Below are 19,234 nucleotides of genomic sequence, written 5' to 3' on the forward strand. Positions count from 1 at the left end.
GCCCCGGCAAGTGATCCGCCGTATCCCGCAGGCCCGTGACCGCGGCATCCCCGACGCCACGGTGGCGAGGCTGCCGCTCTACCTGCGCGCACTCAACGGGATGGCCGAACGGGGCACGGCGACGGTGAGCTCGGAGGATCTCGCGCTCGCCGCCGGAGTGAACTCCGCCAAGCTCCGCAAGGACCTGTCCCACCTCGGGTCGTACGGCACCAGAGGTGTCGGCTACGACGTGCAGTACCTCATCTATCAAATCTCGCGTGAGCTTGGTCTCACTCAGGACTGGGCCGTGGCCATCGTCGGCGTGGGAAACCTCGGCCGGGCGCTGGCCAACTACGGCGGGTTCGCCTCCCGCGGGTTCCGGATCGCGGGCCTGCTGGACGCCGATCCGCACGTCGTGGGCGATCGCATCGCAGGTCTCGTCGTCGAGCACGCCGACGAGCTGGAGTCCGTGATCAAGAAGCGCGGAGTCTCGATCGTGGTGATCGCCACCCCCGCCACGTCGGCCCAGCAGGTATGCGACCGTGTCATCGCGGCCGGCGTCACCAGTATTTTGAACTTCGCCCCCGTCGTCTTGGCTGTGCCTGACGGCGTGGATGTCCGTAAAGTCGATTTATCCATCGAACTGCAGATACTTGCGTTCCACGAGCAGCGCAAGGCTAATGGAGGGCCCATCATGGCCGAGGAGTGGCCGGACGGGGTGGTCATGTGAGTGAGCCATCGATCGGAGCGAGCTCATGAGTGTCCTCGTCGTCGGCCTGAGCCACCGGACCACGCCGGTCGCGCTGCTCGAACGTGTCACGGTCAGCGGGGACGCGCTCGTCAAGCTGCTGCACGACGTGCAGTCTGACGAGAACGTGTCCGAGGCGCTGGTCGTCTCGACGTGCAACCGCGTCGAGGTCTACGCCGTGGTCGACCGGTTCCACGGCGGCGTCACCGCCGTGACCAACATGCTCGCCGTGCATTCGGGCCTGCCGCAGGAGACGCTCGCGCGGCACCTGTACGTGCACTACGAGGACCGGGCGGTCCAGCACCTGTTCACCGTCGCCTGCGGGCTCGACTCCATGGTGATCGGCGAGGGGCAGATCCTCGGCCAGATCCGGACCGCGCTGCGCCTGGCGCAGGAGGAGGGCACGGCCGGGACCACGCTCAACGAGCTGGCCCAGCACGCGCTGCGCGTGGGCAAGCGCGCGCACGCCGACACGGGCATCGACCGGGCCGGCGCGTCGCTGGTCGGGGTGGGGCTGACGCTCGCCGAGCGGGCGCTCGGCGACATCACCGGCAGGCGCGCCCTGGTCGTGGGCGCGGGCTCGATGAGCTCGCTGTCCGCCGCGACGCTGTCCCGGGCTGGCGTGACCGACATCGTCATCGCCAACCGCACCCGCGAGCGGGCCGAACGGCTCGCGGAGACGGTCGGCGGGCGTGCCGCGGACCTGGCCGACGTCCCGGCCGAGCTGGCGGAGGCCGACCTGGTCATCTCCTGCATCGGCGCGGGAACCCGCACGATCACCCCGGAGACGCTCGGGGACCGCGACAGGCCGCTGTTCGTCCTCGACCTCGCGCTGCCCCACGACGTGGACCCCGGCGTACGGGACCTGCCCGGCGTGACGCTGGTCGACCTGAAGTCGATGCAGCAGGACGGCGTCGGCGACGACGTCTCCGACGGCGGCAGGGCCGAGGCGATCTGCGAGGTCAGGCGCATCGTGACCGAGGAGGTCGCCGCCTACCTCGACGCGGCGCGCGCCGCGCTCGTCACCCCCACGGTCGTGGCCCTGCGCAGCAAGGCCGCCGGGGTGGTCGAGGCGGAGATGGGCCGGCTGCTGTCCCGCCTGCCGGACATCGACGGGCGGATGCGCGACGAGATCAACCAGACCGTACGGCGGGTCGTGGACAAGCTGCTCCACGAGCCGACCGTACGGGTCAAGCGGCTGGCCGCATCCCCGGGCGGCGACCAGTACGCGGAGGCGCTGCGCGAGCTGTTCGGCCTCGACCCGAAGACGCCCGACGCCGTTTCGAGCCTGGAGGTGGAGCAGTGACCGCCCCCCTGCGGCTCGGCACCCGCAAGAGCCTGATGGCGACTTCGCAGTCGCAGATCGTCGCCGACCGGCTGAGCGCCCTGACCGGCCGGGCGGTGGAGCTCGTCGGCGTCACCACCTTCGGCGACGTGTCCCGGGCCCACCTGACCCAGCTCGGCGGCACGGGCGTGTTCGTCAACGACCTGCGCGGCCGGCTGCTCGCCGGCGAGGTCGACTTCGCGGTCCACTCGCTCAAGGACCTGCCGACCAAGCCGGACGAGCGGATCGCCATGGCCGCGATCACGCGGCGGGACGACCCGCGCGACGCGCTCGTCGGCTCGGTCAAGCTGCACGACCTGCCCGCCGGCGCCCGCATCGGCACCGGCTCACCGCGCCGGGTGGCCCAGTTGCGCCTGCTCCGGCCGGACATCGACTACGTCCCCATCAGGGGAAACGCGGACACCCGCATCGGCAAGGTGACGTCGGGCGAGCTCGACGCCGTCGTGCTGGCCGCCGCAGGGCTGGTCAGGATCCGCCGGGACGGGGAGATCGCCCAGGTGTTCGAGGTCGACGAGATGCTGCCCGCTCCCGGGCAGGGCGCCCTCGCCGTCGAGTGCCTGGCCGACCGTGACGATCTCATCGAGCTGCTGCGCGCCGTCGACGACCCGCCGACGCGGGCCGCGGTGAGCGCCGAGCGCTCGGTGCTCGCCGCCCTCGAGGCCGGTTGCGCGGCCCCGGTAGGTGCTTTCGCCTCCGGTGACGGGCACATTCTCAATCTGACCGCCACCGTCGTCGCCGTCGACGGCGGGCGGTCGGTGCGCAAGTCCACCTCCGGACCCTCTACGGCGGCCGTGGAGATGGGCCGCGAACTCGCGGCAGCCATGATCGCCGAGGGGGCCGACACGTTGATGGGGGAGCAGGCCCGTTGAGCCCCGCGAATCACAGCACGCAGACCCGGTCCGGGTTCGTCGCCTTCGTCGGCGCCGGCCCCGGTGACGAGAACCTGCTCACGTTGCGCGGCGCCGACCTGCTGGGCAGGGCGGACGTCGTCGTGCTCGACCGGCAGGCGTACGGCTCGCTGCTGCGCCACTGCCGCGAGGACGTCGAGGTCGTCGACATCTCCGCCGACGCGGCGGAGAACTCGGTGTCGCTGAAGACCATCCAGGCCGCCAAGGCGGGCCGCACGGTCGTGCGGCTCTGCTCGGGCGACCCGTCCTTCTTCTCCTCGGTCACCGACGAGGTGGCCGCCTGCGCCAAGGCGGACGTGGACTTCGAGATCGTGCCCGGCGTGCCGCCGGCCACGGCGGTGCTGACGTACGCCGGCATCCCGCCGGCGGCGTCGGCCCCGGAGTTCCGCATCGTGGACGCCGCGCAGACGGAAGACTGGGCCAAGCACGCCGCGTGCGACGGCACGCTGGTGATCTACAACGGCGTCGCGGACGCGGTCCCGATCGGCAAGGCGCTGATCGCGGGCGGCAAGCCCGACTCGACCCCGGTGGCGGTGACCAGCGACGGCACGACCACCGAGCAGTACACCGTGGTCTCCACGCTCGGGCGGCTCGGTCCCGACCTCAAGCACGCCGGGATGACCGAGCCCGCGCTGATCGTGGTGGGCGACGCGGTCGGCATGCGCGACCGCCTGTCCTGGTTCGAGACCAAGTCGCTTTTCGGCTGGCGGGTGCTCGTGCCGCGCACCAAGGAGCAGTCCGCGGGGCTGTCGGAGCAGCTGCGCTCGTACGGCGCGGTGCCCGAGGAGGTGCCGACGATCTCCGTCGAGCCGCCGCGCACGCCGCAGCAGATGGATCGCGCCATCAAGGGCCTGGTGACCGGCCGCTACGAGTGGGTCGCCTTCACCAGCGCCAATGCGGTCAAGGCGGTGCGCGAGAAGTTCGAGGAGTACGGCCTGGACGCCCGGGCGTTCGCCGGGCTCAAGGTCGCCGCGGTGGGCGACGCCACGTCGCGGGCGCTGGTGGAGTTCGGCGTGAAGCCCGACCTCATGCCGACGGGCGAGCAGTCGTCCGAGGGCCTGCTGGCCGAGTGGCCGCCGTACGACTCGATGCTCGACCCGATCAACCGGGTGCTGCTGCCGCGGGCCGACATCGCGACCGAGACACTGGTGGCGGGGCTGACCCAGCTCGGCTGGGAGTGCGACGACGTGACGGCCTACCGGACCGTGCGCGCCGCGCCGCCGCCCGCCCCGATCCGCGAGGCGATCAAGGGCGGCGGGTTCGACGCCGTGCTGTTCACCTCGTCCTCGACCGTGCGGAACCTCGTCGGCATCGCAGGAAAGCCGCACAACGTCACGGTGATCGCGGTCATCGGGCCGCAGACGGCCAAGACGGCCGAGGAGTTCGGCCTGCGGGTCGACGTGATGGCCGACAAACCGTCCGCTACGGCTCTCGCCGCCGCGCTGGCGGACTATGGTGCCAAGATGCGGCACGCCGCCGTATCGGCGGGCGAGGTGCCTCGCCGCCCGTCCCAGATGCGCAGGGGCGCGCGGCGACGCGTGAAATGAACTGATTCGCGTACGGCCCGCGGGAGACGTCTCCGCGGGCCGGCGCCGTTCCGAGCGGAGAGAGCACTGTGAACGCTCAATACCCGGTGGCACGGCCCCGGCGGCTGCGCCGTACCGCCGCGATGCGCCGGATGGTCGCGGGGACGCGGCTGCACCCGGCCGAGCTCATCCTGCCGATGTTCGTCAAGGAGGGCATCGCCGAGCCGCAGCCGGTGGGCTCCATGCCCGGGGTCGTCCAGCACACCCGCGAGTCGCTGCGCAAGGCGGCCCACGAGGCGGCCGAGGCCGGTGTGGGCGGGATCATGCTGTTCGGGATCCCGGCGTACAAGGACGCCCGGGGCTCGGGCGCCGACGACCCGGACGGCATCGTCCAGGTGGCGCTGCGCGACCTCGCCTCCGACCTGGGCGACGCGCTGGTGCTGATGACCGACACCTGCCTGGACGAGTACACCGACCACGGCCACTGCGGCCTGCTGACGGCCGACGGCGAGGTGGACAACGACGCGACGCTGGAGCGCTACGCGTCGGCGGCGGTCGCGCAGGCGGCGGCCGGCTCCAGGATGATCGCGCCGAGCGGCATGATGGACGGCCAGGTGGGGGCCATCCGCGCGGCCCTCGACGGCAACGGCTTCGCCGAGATCCCGATCCTGGCGTACGCCGCGAAGTACGCCTCCGGGTTCTACGGGCCGTTCCGCGACGCCGCCGAGTGCGCGCCGCAGTTCGGCGACCGCAGCGCCTACCAGCAGGACCCGGCCGGTCCGATCGGCGAGGCGCTGCGCGAGGTGCGCCTCGACCTGGCCGAGGGCGCGGACGCGGTCATGGTCAAGCCCGCCCTGGCCTATCTCGACATCCTGCGGCAGGTGCGCGACACCGTCGAGGTGCCGGTCGCGGCCTACCAGGTCAGCGGCGAGTACGCGATGGTCGAGGCGGCGGCGGCCAACGGCTGGATCGACCGGGAGCGGGTGATCATGGAATCGCTGATCGCGATCCGCCGCGCCGGTGCCGACATGATCCTCACTTACTGGGCCACCGAGGTCGCCCGCGGACTATCCTGACACCTCATCAGGGGGGTCCTGCCGCGCCGCGATCGGGCAGAAGGCATTATCAGGTACATGTACCGCGAGCATCTTGCGTAACGCAGGAGGGCAGCGGGCGTGACGCTTGTGGGGAGGAGCGCCATGGTGGGGGTACCGCTGGCCCGACGTGCGAAACGGCGTGCGCATCACGCGCCGCGGAAGATGACGTCGGTGCTCGAGTACGCGCAGCTGGGCTGGGCGAGCTGTATGGGCGCTCACCCGCTGAGCGAGGGAGGCAGGGCGTGCTCCTGCGACCGGGTCGGCTGTCCCGACCCCGGCATGCACCCGCTGTCGCCCGCGTGGCAGATGCAGGCCACGACGGACACGGCGCTGCTCACGCGGTGGTGGAAACAGGATCCGGACGCGAACGTGATCCTGCCCACCGGCAGGGTGTTCGACGTGTTCGACGTACCGGCCTCGGCGGGCCGTCCCGCCCTGGCCGCGATGGACGCCGCAGGCTTCGACACGGGCCCGGTCGCCGAGAACGGCGACCGGGTGCTTTTTTTCGTGGCGACGCGCGGGGCGCCCGAGGACGAGGACGAGTGGTGGTCCTGCAGCCTGGACGCGGGGCCCGAGACGATCGACAGCACGCCGGGGCTGCGCTGGCACTGCCGGGACAGCTTCGTGCTCGCGCCGCCGTCCACCACGCCCTCGGGCGAGGTCCTGGGCTGGATCAGGCCCCCCGACGGGCGTCCGCTGCCCGATCCGCTGCGCGTGCTCGACCTGCTCGCCGACTTCTGCGAGTAGGTCGCGTCTCGTGATCTTTCTCGCCTACTGCGGTCACCCAGATGGCGCCTCGCTGCGTTCTCGTCGTCGCCCATAGCTCCGCTATGGGCTCCTCCTCGGCCTTGCGATGCATCCATCTGGCCGATCCTCGCTACGGCAAAAGATCACGAGACGCTCCCCGTTCCCGATACAGGCCCCGTAGGGGTGGGCCCGTAATCTGGAGGGCGTGACTCGCACGCAGACCTCCGAGGACCTGTTCGACCGCGCCCGCCGGATCGTTCCCGGCGGCGTCAACTCGCCGGTGCGCGCCTTCGGCGCCGTGGGCGGCACGCCCCGCTTCATGGCCTCCGGCGAGGGTTCGTACATCACCGACGTGGACGGCAACCGCTACGTCGACCTGGTGTGCTCCTGGGGCCCGATGATCCTCGGCCACCGCCACCCCGCCGTCGTGGAGGCCCTGGAGGAGGCCGTCGCGCGCGGCTTCTCGTTCGGCACCGCGACCGAGGGCGAGGTCCTGCTCGCCGAGGAGATCGTCTCCCGGGTCGCCCCGGTCGAGAAGGTCCGCCTGGTCAGCTCCGGCACCGAGGCCACCATGTCCGCCGTACGGCTTGCCCGCGGCTTCACCGGGCGGGCGAAGGTCGTGAAGTTCGCCGGTTGCTACCACGGGCACGTGGACGCGCTGCTGGCCTCGGCCGGGTCCGGCGTCGTCACCTTCGGCCTCCCCGACACTCCCGGCGTCACCGGAGCGTCCGCGGCCGACACGATCGTGCTGCCGTACAACTCGGTCGAGGCGGTCGAGGAGGCGTTCCGCACGTTCGAGATCGCCTGCGTGATCACCGAGGCGTGCCCGGCGAACATGGGCGTCGTGCCGCCGGCGGACGGCTTCAACCGGCGCCTGCGCGAGCTGTGCACCGAGCACGGTGCGCTGCTGATCATCGACGAGGTGCTGACCGGGTTCCGCGTGTCCGCCTCCGGCTGGTACGGCCTGGACCCCGTCGAGGCCGACCTGATGACGTTCGGCAAGGTCATGGGCGGCGGGCTGCCCGCCGCCGCGTTCGGCGGGCGGGCGGAGGTCATGGCCGCCCTCGCCCCCGAGGGGCCCGTCTACCAGGCCGGCACGCTGTCGGGCAACCCGCTCGCCTGCGCGGCCGGGCTGGCCACGCTGCGTGCCTGCGACGACGACGCGTACGACAGGATCGACGCGTCCGCGCTGGTCATCGGCAGGGCCGCCTCCGACGCGCTGGCCGCGGCCGGGGTCCCGCACCGGCTCCAGCGGGCCGGAAACCTCTTCTCGATCTTCTTCACGGACACCCCGGTCACCGACTTCGACTCGGCCCGGACGCAGAACACCGACGCGTACCGCGCGTTCTTCCACAGCATGCTCGACCAGGGCGTCTACCTGCCGCCGTCGGCATACGAGGCGTGGTTCCTGTCGGCGGCCCATGACGACGAGGCGCTGACCCGCGTGGCCGAGGCCCTGCCCCTGGCAGCCAAGGCCGCCGCCCAGACCGCCGGGGTCTGACTCACTTCACCAGCCGGTCGAGATCCACCTCGAACGGGAAGGGCACCTGCACCGCCAGGTGCCCGTGGTGGATCCCGGTCGGCGTGTACGCGCCCGTGGCGGGGTCCCGTTCGTACACGTAGACGACGGGACGGCCGTCGCTCTCCTCCACCCGCCAGAAGTGCGGGATGCCCGCCTCCGCATACCGTAGGGGCTTGAGCTTTCGGTCGCGCTCCACCGACTCGGGGGAGACGATCTCGATCACGAGACGGACCTCCCGCGCTTCGTAATAGGTACGGTTCATGTCCGCCGCGGCCTCGGCGTCGATGACCATCAGATCCGGGCACGGTCGCGTACGCTCCCCCAGCTTGACGTCCATCTGGTCGACGGCGGTCAGGTGTGCTGGGGACTGAGCATTGAGATGTTCGTTCAGGCCGCGGATGAGGCTCTGGTGGAATCGCCGCTGGGGGGACATGAAGACGAGTGCTCCATCGATCAGCTCGACGCGTTTGAAGAAGTCGGGCTCGCCGTTCGGGCCCTCCGAAGGCAGATGATCGAGGTCGTCCGCGCTCCACCCCCAGGGAGGCGGCGCCGGCCAGTACTCGAGTGCGCTGCTCACGTCGTGCACTTCAGTGTCATCCTCGTCACTCACGGTAGCCGTTCCACTCAATCTCGTGACCCTTACCCATTGTCTCCCGATCGGCATGCGAGGGCGAGGGTCAGCGGGAGGCGGGCACGGGGGGTGGCGTGAGAACCGTACGAGGGCGCGCGTTGGCGAACAGGAGACCGGCGAGGATGAGGGCGCCGGCGGCGACCGTGAGGAGGGAGATCGGCTCGCCGGTGAACAGCGCGGCGGAGGTGATGCCGAAGACCGGCACGAGCAGGCTGTACGGCGCGACGACCGAGGCGTCGTAGCGGGCCAGCAGCCACCCCCAGACGGCGAACCCGCCGAGGGTGGACAGGAACGCGGTGTAGAGCACGGCGCCCACGCCCTCGGCCGTGAACGACCCCAGCGAGGACGGCCCCTCGGTCGCCAGGGCCAGCGCCAGCAGGGGCGGCGCCGAGACCGCGCTCACCCAGACCATGAACCGCAGGGAGTCGGGCGGCGCGGCCCTGCGGGTGGCGACGTTGCCGAGCCCCCACCCGGCCGCCGCGCCGACGCACAGCAGGAACGCGCCGAAGGGGATCGCCCCCGACTTCGCGGCCACGTCGGCCGCGATCAGGCCCAGGCCGCCGAAGGCCACCGCCATACCGATGATCCGGCGCCGCCCCAGGCGCTCGCCCAGAAGCGTGGTCGCGAACAGCGCGGTGAAGACCGCCTGTACCTGGAGGACCAGGGAGGTCAGTCCGGCGGGCATGCCGGCACGCATGCCGAGCAGCAGCAGGCCGTACTGGGCGACGCCGAGTGACGCGCCGGTGGCCAGCACCCACCGCCAGGGCACGCGTGGCCCTCCGGCGACGAGCACGGCGGGGAAGGCGGCCAGCAGGAACCGGAGGGCGGCGTACGTCAGCGGCGGATAGTGCTTCAGACCCGTCTGCATGACGACGAAGTTGAAGCCCCAGACGGCGGCGAGTGCGACGGCGAGAGCCAGGTGGCGGGGGCGCATGGATCAGCGGATCAGCGCGAGGAGAGGCGGCGGTCGCGGGACTGCCGCGTCTGCCGCGCCAGGGTCTCCAGATAGGACGTCTGCTCGGAACGGATGGGCTTCGTGAAGAGTCTGTTGAAGATTCGCATGGATATATCGTCGCATCGCTAAACAGTTGAGCGCAAACAAGTTTTTCTAAGCAGAACGGTTTAGACTGGCTACATGTTGGACCTGAACCGGTTGAAGGCACTGCACGCCGTGTCGGTCTACGGCTCCGTGGGCGCGGCGGCCGAGGCGCTGATGGTCACCCCTTCGGCGATCTCCCAGCAGCTCGCGAAGCTCGAACGGGAGACCGGCGCCGTCCTGATCGAGCGCAACGGGCGCGGGGTCAAACTGACCGACGCCGCCGGGCTGCTCGCCGAGCACGCCGAGCGCATCCTCGCGCTCGTGGAGACGGCGGAGGCCGACTTCGAGGCGCTGCGCGGGGAGGTGGTCGGCAAGCTGACCATGGCCGCCTTCCCCACCGCGGCCCGGGGCATCGTGCCGCGCGCCCTGACCTTGCTCAAGAGACAGCATCCCGATCTCGACCTGCTGCTCTACGAGAGGGAGCCGGAGCGGCAGATCCGCGAGCTGGTACGCGGCGACCTCGACCTCGCCGTCCTGCAGGACTGGCTCAACCGGCCGATGGCGCTGCCCGAAGGGTTGTCGCGCACGACCCTGCTCGACGACGTGGCCGACGTCGTCGTGCCGGCCGACCACCCCCTGGTGAACGCCGAGCGGGTGCGGCTGAGCGACCTCGCCGGCGACAACTGGATCAGCTCGACCCCCGGCACGGTGTGTCACGACTTCCTGGTGTTCCTGTTTCGTTCCGAGGAGCGGGAGCCGCGGATCGTCTGCATGGCCGACGAGTACCCCACCCACCTCGCGCTGGTCGCCGAGGGCCACGGCTGCGCGCTCATCCCCCGGCTGGGCCGGGGACCGCTGCCCGAGGGCGTCGCCGTCCTGCCCGTCCAGCCGCCGCCCGTACGGCGGATCTACGCGGTCTGGCGGACCGACGCCGCCCGCCGCCCCGCGATCCGCGCCGCCACCGACGCGCTGCGTTCTGCCACCGACGCGCTGCGCCCCGCGTGCTCCGAGCTGCCCGGCGGGTAGGCTGTCCAGGTCATGACAGAGATGACCATCGTTCACCTGCTCCGGCACGGTGAGGTTCACAATCCCCGTGGGGTCCTGTACGGCAGGCTGCCGGGCTACCACCTGTCCGAGACCGGCCGCCGGATGGCCGAGGTGGTCGCCAAGGCCGTCGAGGGCAGAGACATCGTCGCGCTGTGGAGCTCGCCCATGGAGCGCGCCCAGGAGACCGCGGCGCCGTCCGCCCAGGCACTGAGCCTGGAGGTGGCGACCGACGAGCGGCTGACCGAGGCCGGCAACGTCTTCGAGGGCCTGCGGATGGCCGGGAGCGACAACGTCTTCCGCGACCCCCGCTCCTACCGCCACTTCAGGAACCCGTTCCGTCCGTCCTGGGGCGAGCCGTACACGCAGGTCGTGGCGCGCATGAAGGCGGTCGTGGACGACGCGCGCGCGGCGGCACGCGGCCACGAGGCACTGCTCGTCAGCCACCAGCTGCCCATCTGGATCATCCGGCTGGCGGCCGAGGGCAGGCGGCTGTGGCACGATCCCCGCCGCCGCCAGTGCGCGCTCGCCAGTCTCACCAGCCTGACCTTCGAGGGCAACCGGCTCATCAGCGTCGGCTACAGCGAGCCCGCGGGGGCGCTGCTTAGGGCCGGTGCGCCGCTGCAGGGCGAGGCCGCGCTGTTCGACAAGGCCGACGACGCGCTCCCGGAGGTCCTTCGGCCGGGCTCGGAGGACGAGGAGACCCCCGGACCGCGATCCGTCCCCGGCGTGTGACCCGGCGAACGGGGCACGCGCGTCGCTCGGTAGGCTTACAGCTCTACCGGTTGTAGTACAAGGAGATCCTCCTCCCGTGTCCGCCAAGCGCCTGACAGCCGACCGCGCCACCGCCAAGCGCCTGAGCGCGCTCGTCGCCGCGGCCGTGGCCGCGACGGCCCTCGCCGGCTGCGCGGGCGGCCAGGCGGCCCAGCCCCGCTCCGGCGACACGCGCTTCGTCGCGGGGGACGGCCGTGTCGAATTCTTCGCCGCCGCGCAGCGTCACAAGGCGCCCGTGATCGAGGGGCAGACCCTCGACGGCGGCACCGCTACGCTCACCGCGGGCAAGGTCCACGTGCTGAACTTCTGGGCCTCCTGGTGCGCGCCCTGCCGGGCCGAGGCGCCCGTGCTCAAGGACATCGCGGCGACCAGCAAGTCCAAGGGCGTGGAGTTCCTCGGCGTCAACTTCAAGGACCTCAAGGCCTCCGCCCAGGCGTACGACCGCTCGATCGAGCCCGGCTACCCGAGCATTTACGACCAGAGCGGCAAGGTGCTGCTGCAGTTCCAGGGCACGGTGCCGCCCGCCGCCATCCCCTCCACGCTGATCATCGACGCCCAGGGCCGCATCGCCGCCCGTGCGCTCGGCGCGGTCAAGTACGACGACCTGCTGTCGGCCGTCACCAAGGTGACCGATGAGTGACCTCGGCAGCACCGTGGCGACCGGGTCGCTGCTGCTGGCCGCGCCGATCGCGGCGGCCGCGGGGCTCGTGTCGTTCGTCTCACCGTGCGTGCTGCCGCTGGTCCCCGGCTACCTGTCGTACGTCACGGGCATGAGCGGCGACCCGAAGCGCGGCCGGATGGTGCTCGGCAGCGCGCTGTTCGTGCTCGGGTTCGCGGCCGTGTTCGTGCTGGGGGGCGCGCTGTTCGGCGGCCTCGGCGCGGCGCTGCACGGCAACGCCGACGTGATCACCAGGGTCCTCGGCGTGGTGACGATCGTCCTCGGGCTGGCCTTCGTGGGGATCGTCCCCGGCCTCCAGCGCGACGTGCGCATCCATCGGCTTCCCTCGGCCGGGATCGCGACGGCCCCGCTGCTCGGGGTCGTCTTCGGCCTCGGCTGGACGCCGTGCATCGGCCCGACGCTGGCGGTGGTGATGACGCTCTCGGTGAACCAGGGCAGCGCGATGCGCGGCGCCGCCCTCGCCTTCGCGTACGCGCTGGGCCTCGGCCTGCCGTTCGTGGTGGCGGGGCTGGCCTACCGCAAGGCGCTCCACACGTTCAAGGCGGTCCGCCGCCACACCCCGCTGATCACCAAGGTCGGCGGGGCGATGCTCGTGGCCGTCGGCGTGCTGCTCGTGACCGGGCAGTGGTCGGAGATCATCGTCCACCTGCAGGTCTGGGTCGGCGGCTTCAGGCCGGTGATCTGATGAGCGCCCCCGACGACCTCGCCTCGGCCGTGCGCGAAGAGTCCGCCACACAGGAGCAGGCCGAGCAGGAGCAGGCCGGGCAGCAGGCACAGGAGCGGACGAAGCCCGTCGGCCTGGGCGTGGTCGGCTGGGCGCGCTGGACCTGGCGCACGCTCACCTCGATGCGCACGGCCCTGATCCTGCTGTTCCTGTTCGCGCTCGGCTCGGTCCCCGGGTCCATCTACCCGCAGCGAAGCGTCGACCCGGGCAGGGTCGCGCAGTATTTCAAGGACAACCCGACCCAGGCGAAGTGGCTCGACCGGTTCTGGCTGTTCGACGTCTTCAGCTCACCCTGGTTCGCCGCGATCTACCTGCTGCTGTTCATCTCGCTGGCCGGCTGCGTGTTCCCGCGCGCGCTGGCGCATCTCAAGGAGATCCGGCGCCGCCCGCCCGCCGCGCCGCGCAACCTCCTGCGCCTGCCGCACAGCGAGGCGTTCGAGGGCGGGCTCACGCTGGAGCAGGCCGCCGCCGAGCTCAGGCGCAGGCGGTTCCGGGTGGTCACCGGCGACGGCTGGGTGTCGGCCGAGAAGGGCTACCTCCGCGAGACCGGCAACCTCCTGTTCCACGTCGCGCTGCTCGTGCTGCTGTTCGCCGTCGGCGCCGGAGGCCTGTTCGGCTATCGCGGAAACGTGCTGGTGGTCGAGGGCGACGGCTTCTCCAACGCCGTCGCGGCCTACGACCGCTTCATGCCCGGCAGCCGGGTCACCGCCGAGTCGCTCGAGCCGTTCTCCTTCACCCTCAAGGACTTCCAGGCGAGCTACGTGGCCACGGGGGAGAAGCAGGGCCAGCCCCTCGACTACCTCGCCAAGCTCACCGTCCAGGACTCGCCGACGGCCGCGCCGCGCGAGGTGGACCTCAAGGTCAACGACCCGCTCGACGTGAACGGCACCCTCACCTACCTGATCGGGCACGGGTACGCCCCCACGTTCCGGGTGACCGACGGCAAGGGCCAGGTGGCCTACGACGGCCCGGTGCCGTGTCTGGCCGACGACCAGGCCACGTACACGTCCGAGTGCGTGATCAAGGTGCCGGACGCGCAGCCGACCCAGCTCGGGTTCCTGGCGCGCTTCCTGCCCACGACCGTGCCGAACGGCGACGCCTGGGTGTCCGTCTTCCCGGGCGCCGCGAACCCGACCGTGCAGGTCTTCCCGTTCGCCGGTGACCTCGGCCTGAAGTCGGGGCAGCCGCAGTCGGTGTACCAGCTCGACACCACGAGCCTGAAGCCGCTCGGCAAGATGTCGGCCCAGCCGACCCCGCTCAACGTGGGCGAGACCAAGGAGCTCGCCGACGGCGCCGGGAAGATCGAGTTCACCGGCGTCAAGGAGTGGATCAGCCTCCAGATCACCTACGACCCGGGCCGGGAGCCCGCCCTGCTTGCGGCGGCCGCCGCGGTGATCGGGCTCGTGCTGTCCCTCACGATCCGCCGCCGCCGCGTCTGGGCGCGGGTGAAGGACGGGACGGTCACGGTGGGAGGACTGACCCGCACCGAAGGCGGTGGCGCGGCCTTCGCCGAGGAGTTCGCGGAGATCGTCGCCGCCCTGCGCGGCGACCCGCCCACCGGCGACCGGGCGGGCGACGACCCGCCCACCGGCGACCGGGCGGGCGACGACCCGCCCACCGGTGACCAGGGCGGCGACAAGAGCGGCGAGCCGGACGAACCCGGAAGCGCCGGGCACGTCGCGCCGGACGCGCCCACCGGAAACACTGCGCCGGGCGCCCGCCCGGACGAGGAGTGAGTGATGCCCGCCGAGGTCAATGAGAGTCTCGCCACGCTGAGCGACCAGCTCATCCTGGTCACCGTCCTGCTGTATCTCGGCGCGATGATCTGCTACGCGCTGGATCTCGCCTTCGGCCGGGCCCGTACGGTCGTGGCCGAACGCCGGCGGCAGCTTGTCGGCGCGGGCGGTCCCGCCCTGCCCGAGGAGACGGCGGAGGCGTCAGGCCCGCAGCCGGCCGCGTGGGCGGCCCGAGCCGGAACCGTCGGCGTGGTCCTCACCTGGATCGCGTGGGCCGGCAACCTCGCCGGCATCCTCACCCGCGGCGTAGCCGTCGGCCGCTGGCCGTGGGCCAACATGTACGAGTTCGTGGTGGCCATCTGCTTCGCCGCCGTCACCGCGTTCCTCGCGCTGCTGATCCGTCAGCCGATCCGCTTCCTCGGCGCGTTCGTGACCGTGACCGCGGCACTCGGGCTGGGCTTCGCCGTGCTGTTCCTGCACGTCCAGGCCGGGCCGGTGATGCCCGCGCTGCACTCGTACTGGATCGCGATCCACGTCACGGCGGCGATCGTGGCCAGCGGGCTGTTCATCCTGGCGGGCGTCTGCGCGATCCTCTACCTGATCCGCAAGGACGGGCGGCCGTCGGTGCTGCCGAGCAGGGAGGGCCTGGAGCGCGTCGCGCACCGCGCGATCGTCATCTCCTTCCCGATCTGGACCTTCGCCGTCATCGCCGGCGCTCTGTGGGCCGACCGGGCCTGGGGCCGCTACTGGGGCTGGGACCCCAAGGAGGTGTGGGCGTTCATCACGTGGGTCGTCTACGCCGCCTATCTCCACGCCCGGGCGACGGCCGGGTGGCGCGGCAAGGCCGCGATGATCGTCTCGCTGGTCGCCTTCGGCTGCCTGCTGTTCAACCTCATCGGCGTCAACATCTTCTTCTCGGGGCTGCACTCCTACGCCGACGTGCCCAAGTAAGACGGGCGGGGGAGGGGCGGCGCCTGAGGGGGAATCAGTCCTCGTCGCGCAGGCGCCGCTCCAGGCTGCGCAGGAACTCGGGGTCGTCGTCGGGGCCGCGGGGCACGTCGCCGCTCTGGGCCCACCCGCCGCCGCCCGCCGCGTACATGGCGTGCCGGGCACTACGGGGGCGACCCACGAGGAGCCAGGTCAGCGCGCCCACGTCCGCCAGGAAGATCACGATGAGGACCCACATGAACTTGGGGAGGTTGCGCACGTCCTCCTCGGGGGTCGTGATCACGTCGAACAGGCAGTAAAGCCAGAGGGCAAGCAGCGCCAGGCCGATAATCACGCTAGGCATGCCCACACGGTAAGCCATGCCGGCGACTGATCGTGTCGGCCATCGGGGTGACGGGGACGGTCCGGCATCGTACGGTGGACCGGTACACGGCATGGCGGGAACGCGGAGCCTGACGAGGGGTGCGATGGCGGAGCCGGGCGACAGGGGCCGCCACCGGCGGGGGTCGCGGTGGTGGCAGCGAGGGCCCTATTGGTCCTCCCACCGCCGTAGTGACCTCCCGGAGCGCCCTCCCGACCGGGTCTCCGACCGAGCCGCCGACCATATGGCGGAATGGACCCAGGACCGGCCCGCAGATCGGCCCGCAGAACGCTCGCAGGGCCGGCGCGCGCAGTGGGAGGCGCAGTGGGGCGCCGACTGGCCCGGCTGGCCGCCGGAGCAGCCGGTGGACCGGGTCCACACCGTGACGGCGCCCGTGGTGGACGATCGGCCGCACTACATCTGGCAGGACTTCGAGCTCGACGACCTCCCGACGCGGGCCGCGCCCCACTCTCCCGACGCGCCTGACCTGCGGGACGGTAGGCGGCACTGCGGGCCGCTGGAGCGCATCCTGCACCGCGAGTGGGACGCCGCGGAAGGACCGCCCTCGGCCGACGCCGTGCGGGCCGTGGACAGCCTGGCGAGCCTGCCCGAGCAACTCAAGACCAAGCTCGCCATCGGGCTCGAAGGCATCTATGTCGGGCGCGGCGGGGTGCCCGACCTGGACGACATGGGCTACCTGCGCGGCGCGCCGCTGCCGTCGGGACGGGCCACCTGGGACATCTGCGCCGGCGCGTACGGCGACCGCAAGATCGTGGTGGGGGACCGGCCGTCGCCGACGCCGGACGTGATGATGCACGAAGTCGGACACGCGCTGGACGACGTGGACGCCGGTCCGAGAGAGTGGGTCTCGGACTCTCCCGAGTTCGCGGCGCTCTACGAGGAGTGCCTGCCGCTGTTCGCGTCGTCGTTCCACCGGCAGCCCGGCGGCCTGGGGCGCAAGGAGTTCTTCGCCGACGCGTTCGCGGCGATCGCGTCCCGGCAGCGTCCGGCCCTTGTCGACATGCTGGGCGGCGACACGAGGACCGCCCTCAACGTCATGCTCTTCTTCAACCGGCGTTACGGAATCTAGGTGATTCGGATGTACGTGATCCGGCTCGGCGACGGCACGCTGCGCGTGCCCAGGTCACTCACCACCGATGACGGGCGCCTCATCGGCAACGCGTACGTGGAGGTCGCGCCGGGAGAACCGGACTACGAACGCTGGCTGGCGGAGTCGATCACCGAGGAGGAGGACGCCGAGCGGCGGCGCCGCTGGCGTGAGGGTGACGACGCGTTGGAGCAGGCGTTCCTGGCCTTCAAAGCGGAGCAGGACTGACGTTCCCGGCAAGGGAGCAGGACAGGCCGGGGACGCAGACTCGACGGTGGGGCTGACTCCGGTGACCCTGCGGCGTCCGGGTAGCGCGCAGGATCACCCGGTGCTGGTACTCGTCAGACTCGCGGGGAGTCGCCGTTCGGCCGTTCGGCCGTGAAGACGTCCTCACCGCGAAGGAGGGCGTGCACTTCCGATTCACGGAATCGCCTGTGCCCCCCGGGGGTACGGATGCTGCTGATACGCCCGGCCGCGGCCCAACGGGTCACGGTCTTCGGGTCGACCCTGAAGAGAGCGGCAACCTCTCCAGGAGTCAGCAGTCGCTCGCTGCTACTCTCCACAATCTCTCCCCCTCGCGTCCCGCGTCCTGCAGCGGGCGGACAGGTAACCAGTGTGCCGAGCGAAGCCTGATTTATCCGTGGTTTTCGCAGAAGATCACGGGTTGTTACCGGCTCAGTGCCCGATTGTTATATGATAGAGCCTCTTTGGGGCGCTCATGGGTGTTTCTTTACAAAAGCGCCTTGTTGTGAACACTAGCAGTGCCCGCAGCAGATGCGAAGAGAGACCGGCGCGTCGTGAGAGTGACGTAACCTCGACGCTGTGCATCCGGTTGTCGTTTACACCCTTTCGCGCCTCGGCCTGTTCGCTGTGGCCCTCGGCGTCCTGTATCTCGTCGGCCTGCGGTCGTTCCCACTCCTCCTGCTCGCGGTCCTGGTCAGCGGCCTGGCCAGCTACGTGTTGCTGACCAAACAGCGCGACGCGGTGAGCGAGCGCATCGCCGCGAAACGGCGGGAGGCGGGGAAGAACTAGGTCGCCGGGAACATGCCGACGCGGGCATGGTACTCATGCCCGAGCTCCGTCGTGTCGCTTCCCACCAAAAGACCTGTCTTTACGGTCAGGAAGGCCTTTACCCCGATTCCCCTTTCCCGCGTGGGGTTCCAGCGCAGCGCCCTGCCTGTGGCGGGGTTGATCGCCCCGATGCCGGGCCGGGAGACCGCTCCGGCGCCGGCCGTGTCGGCGCCCTTCGGGTTGTCCAGCCAGCGCTGGTGTCCGCCCACGTAGACGGCGGACCCCGAGACCGCGACCGCGTACAGGGAGTCCCCTCCGGTGAGGTTCACCCAGGTCGGACGGACCGCCTCGCCCTTCGCGTACGTCTCGAACCTGGCGGCCGAGTCGCACAGCTTCGAGGTGCCGCGCGCCGCCCCGCCCGTCGTGACGACCACGAAGTAGCGGCCGTCCGGAGACAGGTCGAGCCCCCGCACGTACGACGGGAAGTTCGGCTTGCACGCCGGGGCGTACGCCTCGGTGCGCCAGCCGGCCACCCGCCCGGTCGTCAGGTCGATCACGCCGAGCTGCGGGCGGCGCAGGCCGTCCAGGGTCGAGAACGAGCCGTCCACCACTAAGCGGTCGCGTACGGCCGCCATGGCGTAGATCCCGGGATCGCCGTGGCGCCCGTCGCCGGGGGTGACGGTGAACCGGGGGTCCACCGCGCCGGTCTCGGCGTCCACGCGGGCCAGCGCGGTGCGCGGGCTGCGGCCGATCCTGCTGAAGTCGCCGCCGACGTAGAGCGCCTGGCCCAGCCGCACGAGGCTGGTGACCTTCCCGCCGTAGACGGGGGCGGCGAAATCCTCGACGGGAGCGCCGTCGGCCACGCTGAGGCGGACCAGGCCCCGGTAGGGAGCGCCGAACGCGCCGCCCACGTAGACCGTGTCGCCGGGACCGGCGGCCAGTGCGGCCACCGGCCCGTCGAGGTCCGGCGCGAAGTCGGGCAGGACGCGCCCGGTGTAGAGGTCGAAGGCGAAGACGTTCGACCGTGGCAGGTCCTCCCCGCCCCGGGCCTCGCGGACCGCGCTGAACTCGCCGCCCACGACGACGGTGCGGCCCACCAGCGCGAACGCGTTGACGATGCCGTCCAGCACGTGCGGAGTGGTGTTGACCGGGTTCTCCGAGACCACGCGGGGCTGCGGCGTCCCCGCGGACGCGGCGACGGTGGGGACGACGGCGGCAAAGGTGACGAGCGATGCGACTGGGAGCAGTGCGGTGGTGACGCGCATTCCCCAATTTCTAGCAGACGCAGCGTAATCGATGAACTACGT

The 19,234-nt window shown here is 71.4% G+C and carries 20 protein-coding genes and 1 pseudogene; 16 read left to right on the plus strand and 5 right to left on the minus strand.

What is annotated here, in order from left to right:
• Positions 1–10 precede the first annotated feature (10 nt).
• From ACIBK1_RS05490 to hemL, 7 genes are all read left to right on the plus strand, one after another.
• Positions 11–709, plus strand: a complete 699-nt coding sequence (locus ACIBK1_RS05490; RefSeq protein ID WP_030506832.1) for a redox-sensing transcriptional repressor Rex — start codon at positions 11–13, stop codon at positions 707–709.
• A 25-nt stretch (positions 710–734) separates the two neighbouring features.
• Positions 735–2,033 (plus strand): glutamyl-tRNA reductase, encoded by a 1,299-nt coding sequence (locus ACIBK1_RS05495; protein ID WP_030506833.1) that lies wholly within the window; start codon positions 735–737, stop codon positions 2,031–2,033.
• Between the two features lie 35 nt (positions 2,034–2,068).
• The gene (gene hemC / locus ACIBK1_RS05500) at positions 2,069–2,941 is read left to right on the plus strand and encodes a hydroxymethylbilane synthase (RefSeq protein ID WP_396733148.1); all 873 of its coding nucleotides are present in this window, start codon (positions 2,069–2,071) and stop codon (positions 2,939–2,941) included.
• On the plus strand, positions 2,938–4,527 hold the full coding sequence (locus ACIBK1_RS05505; protein WP_396732507.1) for a bifunctional uroporphyrinogen-III C-methyltransferase/uroporphyrinogen-III synthase: 1,590 nt from the start codon (positions 2,938–2,940) through the stop codon (positions 4,525–4,527). The genes hemC and ACIBK1_RS05505 overlap by 4 nt, the downstream gene beginning before the upstream one ends.
• A 68-nt stretch (positions 4,528–4,595) precedes the next feature.
• Positions 4,596–5,582, plus strand: coding sequence for a porphobilinogen synthase (hemB, locus tag ACIBK1_RS05510; protein ID WP_396732510.1), 987 nt, complete (start codon positions 4,596–4,598; stop codon positions 5,580–5,582).
• Between the two features lie 123 nt (positions 5,583–5,705).
• Positions 5,706–6,350 carry a bifunctional DNA primase/polymerase gene (locus ACIBK1_RS05515; RefSeq protein WP_030506837.1) on the plus strand — a complete coding sequence of 215 codons (645 nt, stop codon included), beginning with the start codon at positions 5,706–5,708 and terminating at the stop codon, positions 6,348–6,350.
• 205 nt (positions 6,351–6,555) lie between these two features.
• Positions 6,556–7,851, plus strand: coding sequence for a glutamate-1-semialdehyde 2,1-aminomutase (gene hemL, locus ACIBK1_RS05520; RefSeq protein ID WP_396732513.1), 1,296 nt, complete (start codon positions 6,556–6,558; stop codon positions 7,849–7,851).
• 1 nt (position 7,852) lies between these two features.
• On the opposite strand, the gene ACIBK1_RS05525 is transcribed toward hemL, so the two are convergent.
• Together ACIBK1_RS05525 and ACIBK1_RS05530 are read right to left on the minus strand one after the other, a co-directional pair.
• Entirely contained in the window at positions 7,853–8,449 is a 597-nt protein-coding gene (locus tag ACIBK1_RS05525; protein ID WP_030506839.1) for a Uma2 family endonuclease, read from the minus strand.
• A gap of 100 nt (positions 8,450–8,549) precedes the next feature.
• Positions 8,550–9,437 carry an EamA family transporter gene (locus tag ACIBK1_RS05530; RefSeq protein ID WP_396732517.1) on the minus strand — a complete coding sequence of 296 codons (888 nt, stop codon included), beginning with the start codon at positions 9,435–9,437 and terminating at the stop codon, positions 8,550–8,552.
• A 201-nt stretch (positions 9,438–9,638) separates the two neighbouring features.
• On the opposite strand from ACIBK1_RS05530, the gene ACIBK1_RS05535 reads away from it, so the two are divergent.
• The 6 genes and pseudogenes from ACIBK1_RS05535 (at position 9,639) to ccsB (ending at position 15,450) form a co-directional block, all read left to right on the plus strand.
• Entirely contained in the window at positions 9,639–10,568 is a 930-nt protein-coding gene (locus tag ACIBK1_RS05535) for a LysR family transcriptional regulator (protein WP_030506841.1), read from the plus strand.
• 12 nt (positions 10,569–10,580) lie between these two features.
• Positions 10,581–11,216: pseudogene (locus ACIBK1_RS05540) on the plus strand (histidine phosphatase family protein); the annotation flags it as partial.
• 181 nt (positions 11,217–11,397) lie between these two features.
• On the plus strand, positions 11,398–12,000 hold the full coding sequence (locus ACIBK1_RS05545; RefSeq protein ID WP_363416667.1) for a TlpA family protein disulfide reductase: 603 nt from the start codon (positions 11,398–11,400) through the stop codon (positions 11,998–12,000).
• Positions 11,993–12,724, plus strand: a complete 732-nt coding sequence (locus ACIBK1_RS05550) for a cytochrome c biogenesis CcdA family protein (RefSeq protein WP_030506844.1) — start codon at positions 11,993–11,995, stop codon at positions 12,722–12,724. Before ACIBK1_RS05545 ends, ACIBK1_RS05550 begins: the two co-directional genes overlap by 8 nt.
• Entirely contained in the window at positions 12,724–14,499 is a 1,776-nt protein-coding gene (locus ACIBK1_RS05555; RefSeq protein WP_396732520.1) for a cytochrome c biogenesis protein ResB, read from the plus strand. The genes ACIBK1_RS05550 and ACIBK1_RS05555 overlap by 1 nt, the downstream gene beginning before the upstream one ends.
• Before the next feature lie 3 nt (positions 14,500–14,502).
• Positions 14,503–15,450, plus strand: a complete 948-nt coding sequence (gene ccsB / locus ACIBK1_RS05560) for a c-type cytochrome biogenesis protein CcsB (protein WP_076440112.1) — start codon at positions 14,503–14,505, stop codon at positions 15,448–15,450.
• Between the two features lie 34 nt (positions 15,451–15,484).
• On the opposite strand, the gene ACIBK1_RS05565 is transcribed toward ccsB, so the two are convergent.
• Entirely contained in the window at positions 15,485–15,790 is a 306-nt protein-coding gene (locus tag ACIBK1_RS05565; protein ID WP_051761469.1) for a PLD nuclease N-terminal domain-containing protein, read from the minus strand.
• Between the two features lie 262 nt (positions 15,791–16,052).
• On the opposite strand from ACIBK1_RS05565, the gene ACIBK1_RS05570 reads away from it, so the two are divergent.
• Positions 16,053–16,898 (plus strand): hypothetical protein, encoded by an 846-nt coding sequence (locus ACIBK1_RS05570; RefSeq protein WP_396732524.1) that lies wholly within the window; start codon positions 16,053–16,055, stop codon positions 16,896–16,898.
• Positions 16,899–16,907: 9 nt separating this feature from the next.
• Positions 16,908–17,144, plus strand: coding sequence for a hypothetical protein (locus tag ACIBK1_RS05575; protein WP_030506849.1), 237 nt, complete (start codon positions 16,908–16,910; stop codon positions 17,142–17,144).
• Positions 17,145–17,257: 113 nt separating this feature from the next.
• On the opposite strand, the gene ACIBK1_RS05580 is transcribed toward ACIBK1_RS05575, so the two are convergent.
• Entirely contained in the window at positions 17,258–17,479 is a 222-nt protein-coding gene (locus ACIBK1_RS05580; RefSeq protein ID WP_036405550.1) for a BldC family transcriptional regulator, read from the minus strand.
• Positions 17,480–17,738: 259 nt separating this feature from the next.
• Between ACIBK1_RS05580 and ACIBK1_RS05585 the strand changes: the two genes are divergently transcribed.
• Positions 17,739–17,948: a DUF4229 domain-containing protein gene (locus ACIBK1_RS05585; RefSeq protein ID WP_030506850.1), complete on the plus strand. Its 210-nt coding sequence runs from the start codon at positions 17,739–17,741 to the stop codon at positions 17,946–17,948.
• Here ACIBK1_RS05585 and ACIBK1_RS05590 read toward each other — a convergent pair.
• Positions 17,945–19,192, minus strand: a complete 1,248-nt coding sequence (locus tag ACIBK1_RS05590; protein WP_396732527.1) for a hypothetical protein — start codon at positions 19,190–19,192, stop codon at positions 17,945–17,947. The two genes, ACIBK1_RS05585 and ACIBK1_RS05590, sit on opposite strands and share 4 nt — an antisense overlap.
• Between the last annotated feature and the right edge of the window lie 42 nt (positions 19,193–19,234).

This window comes from Microbispora rosea, from assembly GCF_044460045.1.
Taxonomy (GTDB): domain Bacteria; phylum Actinomycetota; class Actinomycetes; order Streptosporangiales; family Streptosporangiaceae; genus Microbispora; species Microbispora rosea.

Excerpts from the sequence above, each read along its gene's own strand:
- ACIBK1_RS05495 (WP_030506833.1), top strand. The coding sequence starts at position 735 with ATGAGTGTCCTCGTCGTCGGCCTGAGCCACCGGACCACGCCGGTCGCG.
- hemC (WP_396733148.1), top strand. The coding sequence starts at position 2,069 with ATGGCGACTTCGCAGTCGCAGATCGTCGCCGACCGGCTGAGCGCCCTG.
- ACIBK1_RS05515 (WP_030506837.1), top strand. The coding sequence starts at position 5,706 with ATGGTGGGGGTACCGCTGGCCCGACGTGCGAAACGGCGTGCGCATCAC.
- ACIBK1_RS05530 (WP_396732517.1), bottom strand. The coding sequence starts at position 9,437 with ATGCGCCCCCGCCACCTGGCTCTCGCCGTCGCACTCGCCGCCGTCTGG.
- ACIBK1_RS05535 (WP_030506841.1), top strand. The coding sequence starts at position 9,639 with ATGTTGGACCTGAACCGGTTGAAGGCACTGCACGCCGTGTCGGTCTAC.
- ACIBK1_RS05550 (WP_030506844.1), top strand. The coding sequence starts at position 11,993 with ATGAGTGACCTCGGCAGCACCGTGGCGACCGGGTCGCTGCTGCTGGCC.
- ACIBK1_RS05555 (WP_396732520.1), top strand. The coding sequence starts at position 12,724 with ATGAGCGCCCCCGACGACCTCGCCTCGGCCGTGCGCGAAGAGTCCGCC.
- ccsB (WP_076440112.1), top strand. The coding sequence starts at position 14,503 with ATGCCCGCCGAGGTCAATGAGAGTCTCGCCACGCTGAGCGACCAGCTC.
- ACIBK1_RS05565 (WP_051761469.1), bottom strand. The coding sequence starts at position 15,790 with ATGCCTAGCGTGATTATCGGCCTGGCGCTGCTTGCCCTCTGGCTTTAC.
- ACIBK1_RS05570 (WP_396732524.1), top strand. The coding sequence starts at position 16,053 with ATGGCGGAATGGACCCAGGACCGGCCCGCAGATCGGCCCGCAGAACGC.
- ACIBK1_RS05575 (WP_030506849.1), top strand. The coding sequence starts at position 16,908 with ATGTACGTGATCCGGCTCGGCGACGGCACGCTGCGCGTGCCCAGGTCA.
- ACIBK1_RS05590 (WP_396732527.1), bottom strand. The coding sequence starts at position 19,192 with ATGCGCGTCACCACCGCACTGCTCCCAGTCGCATCGCTCGTCACCTTT.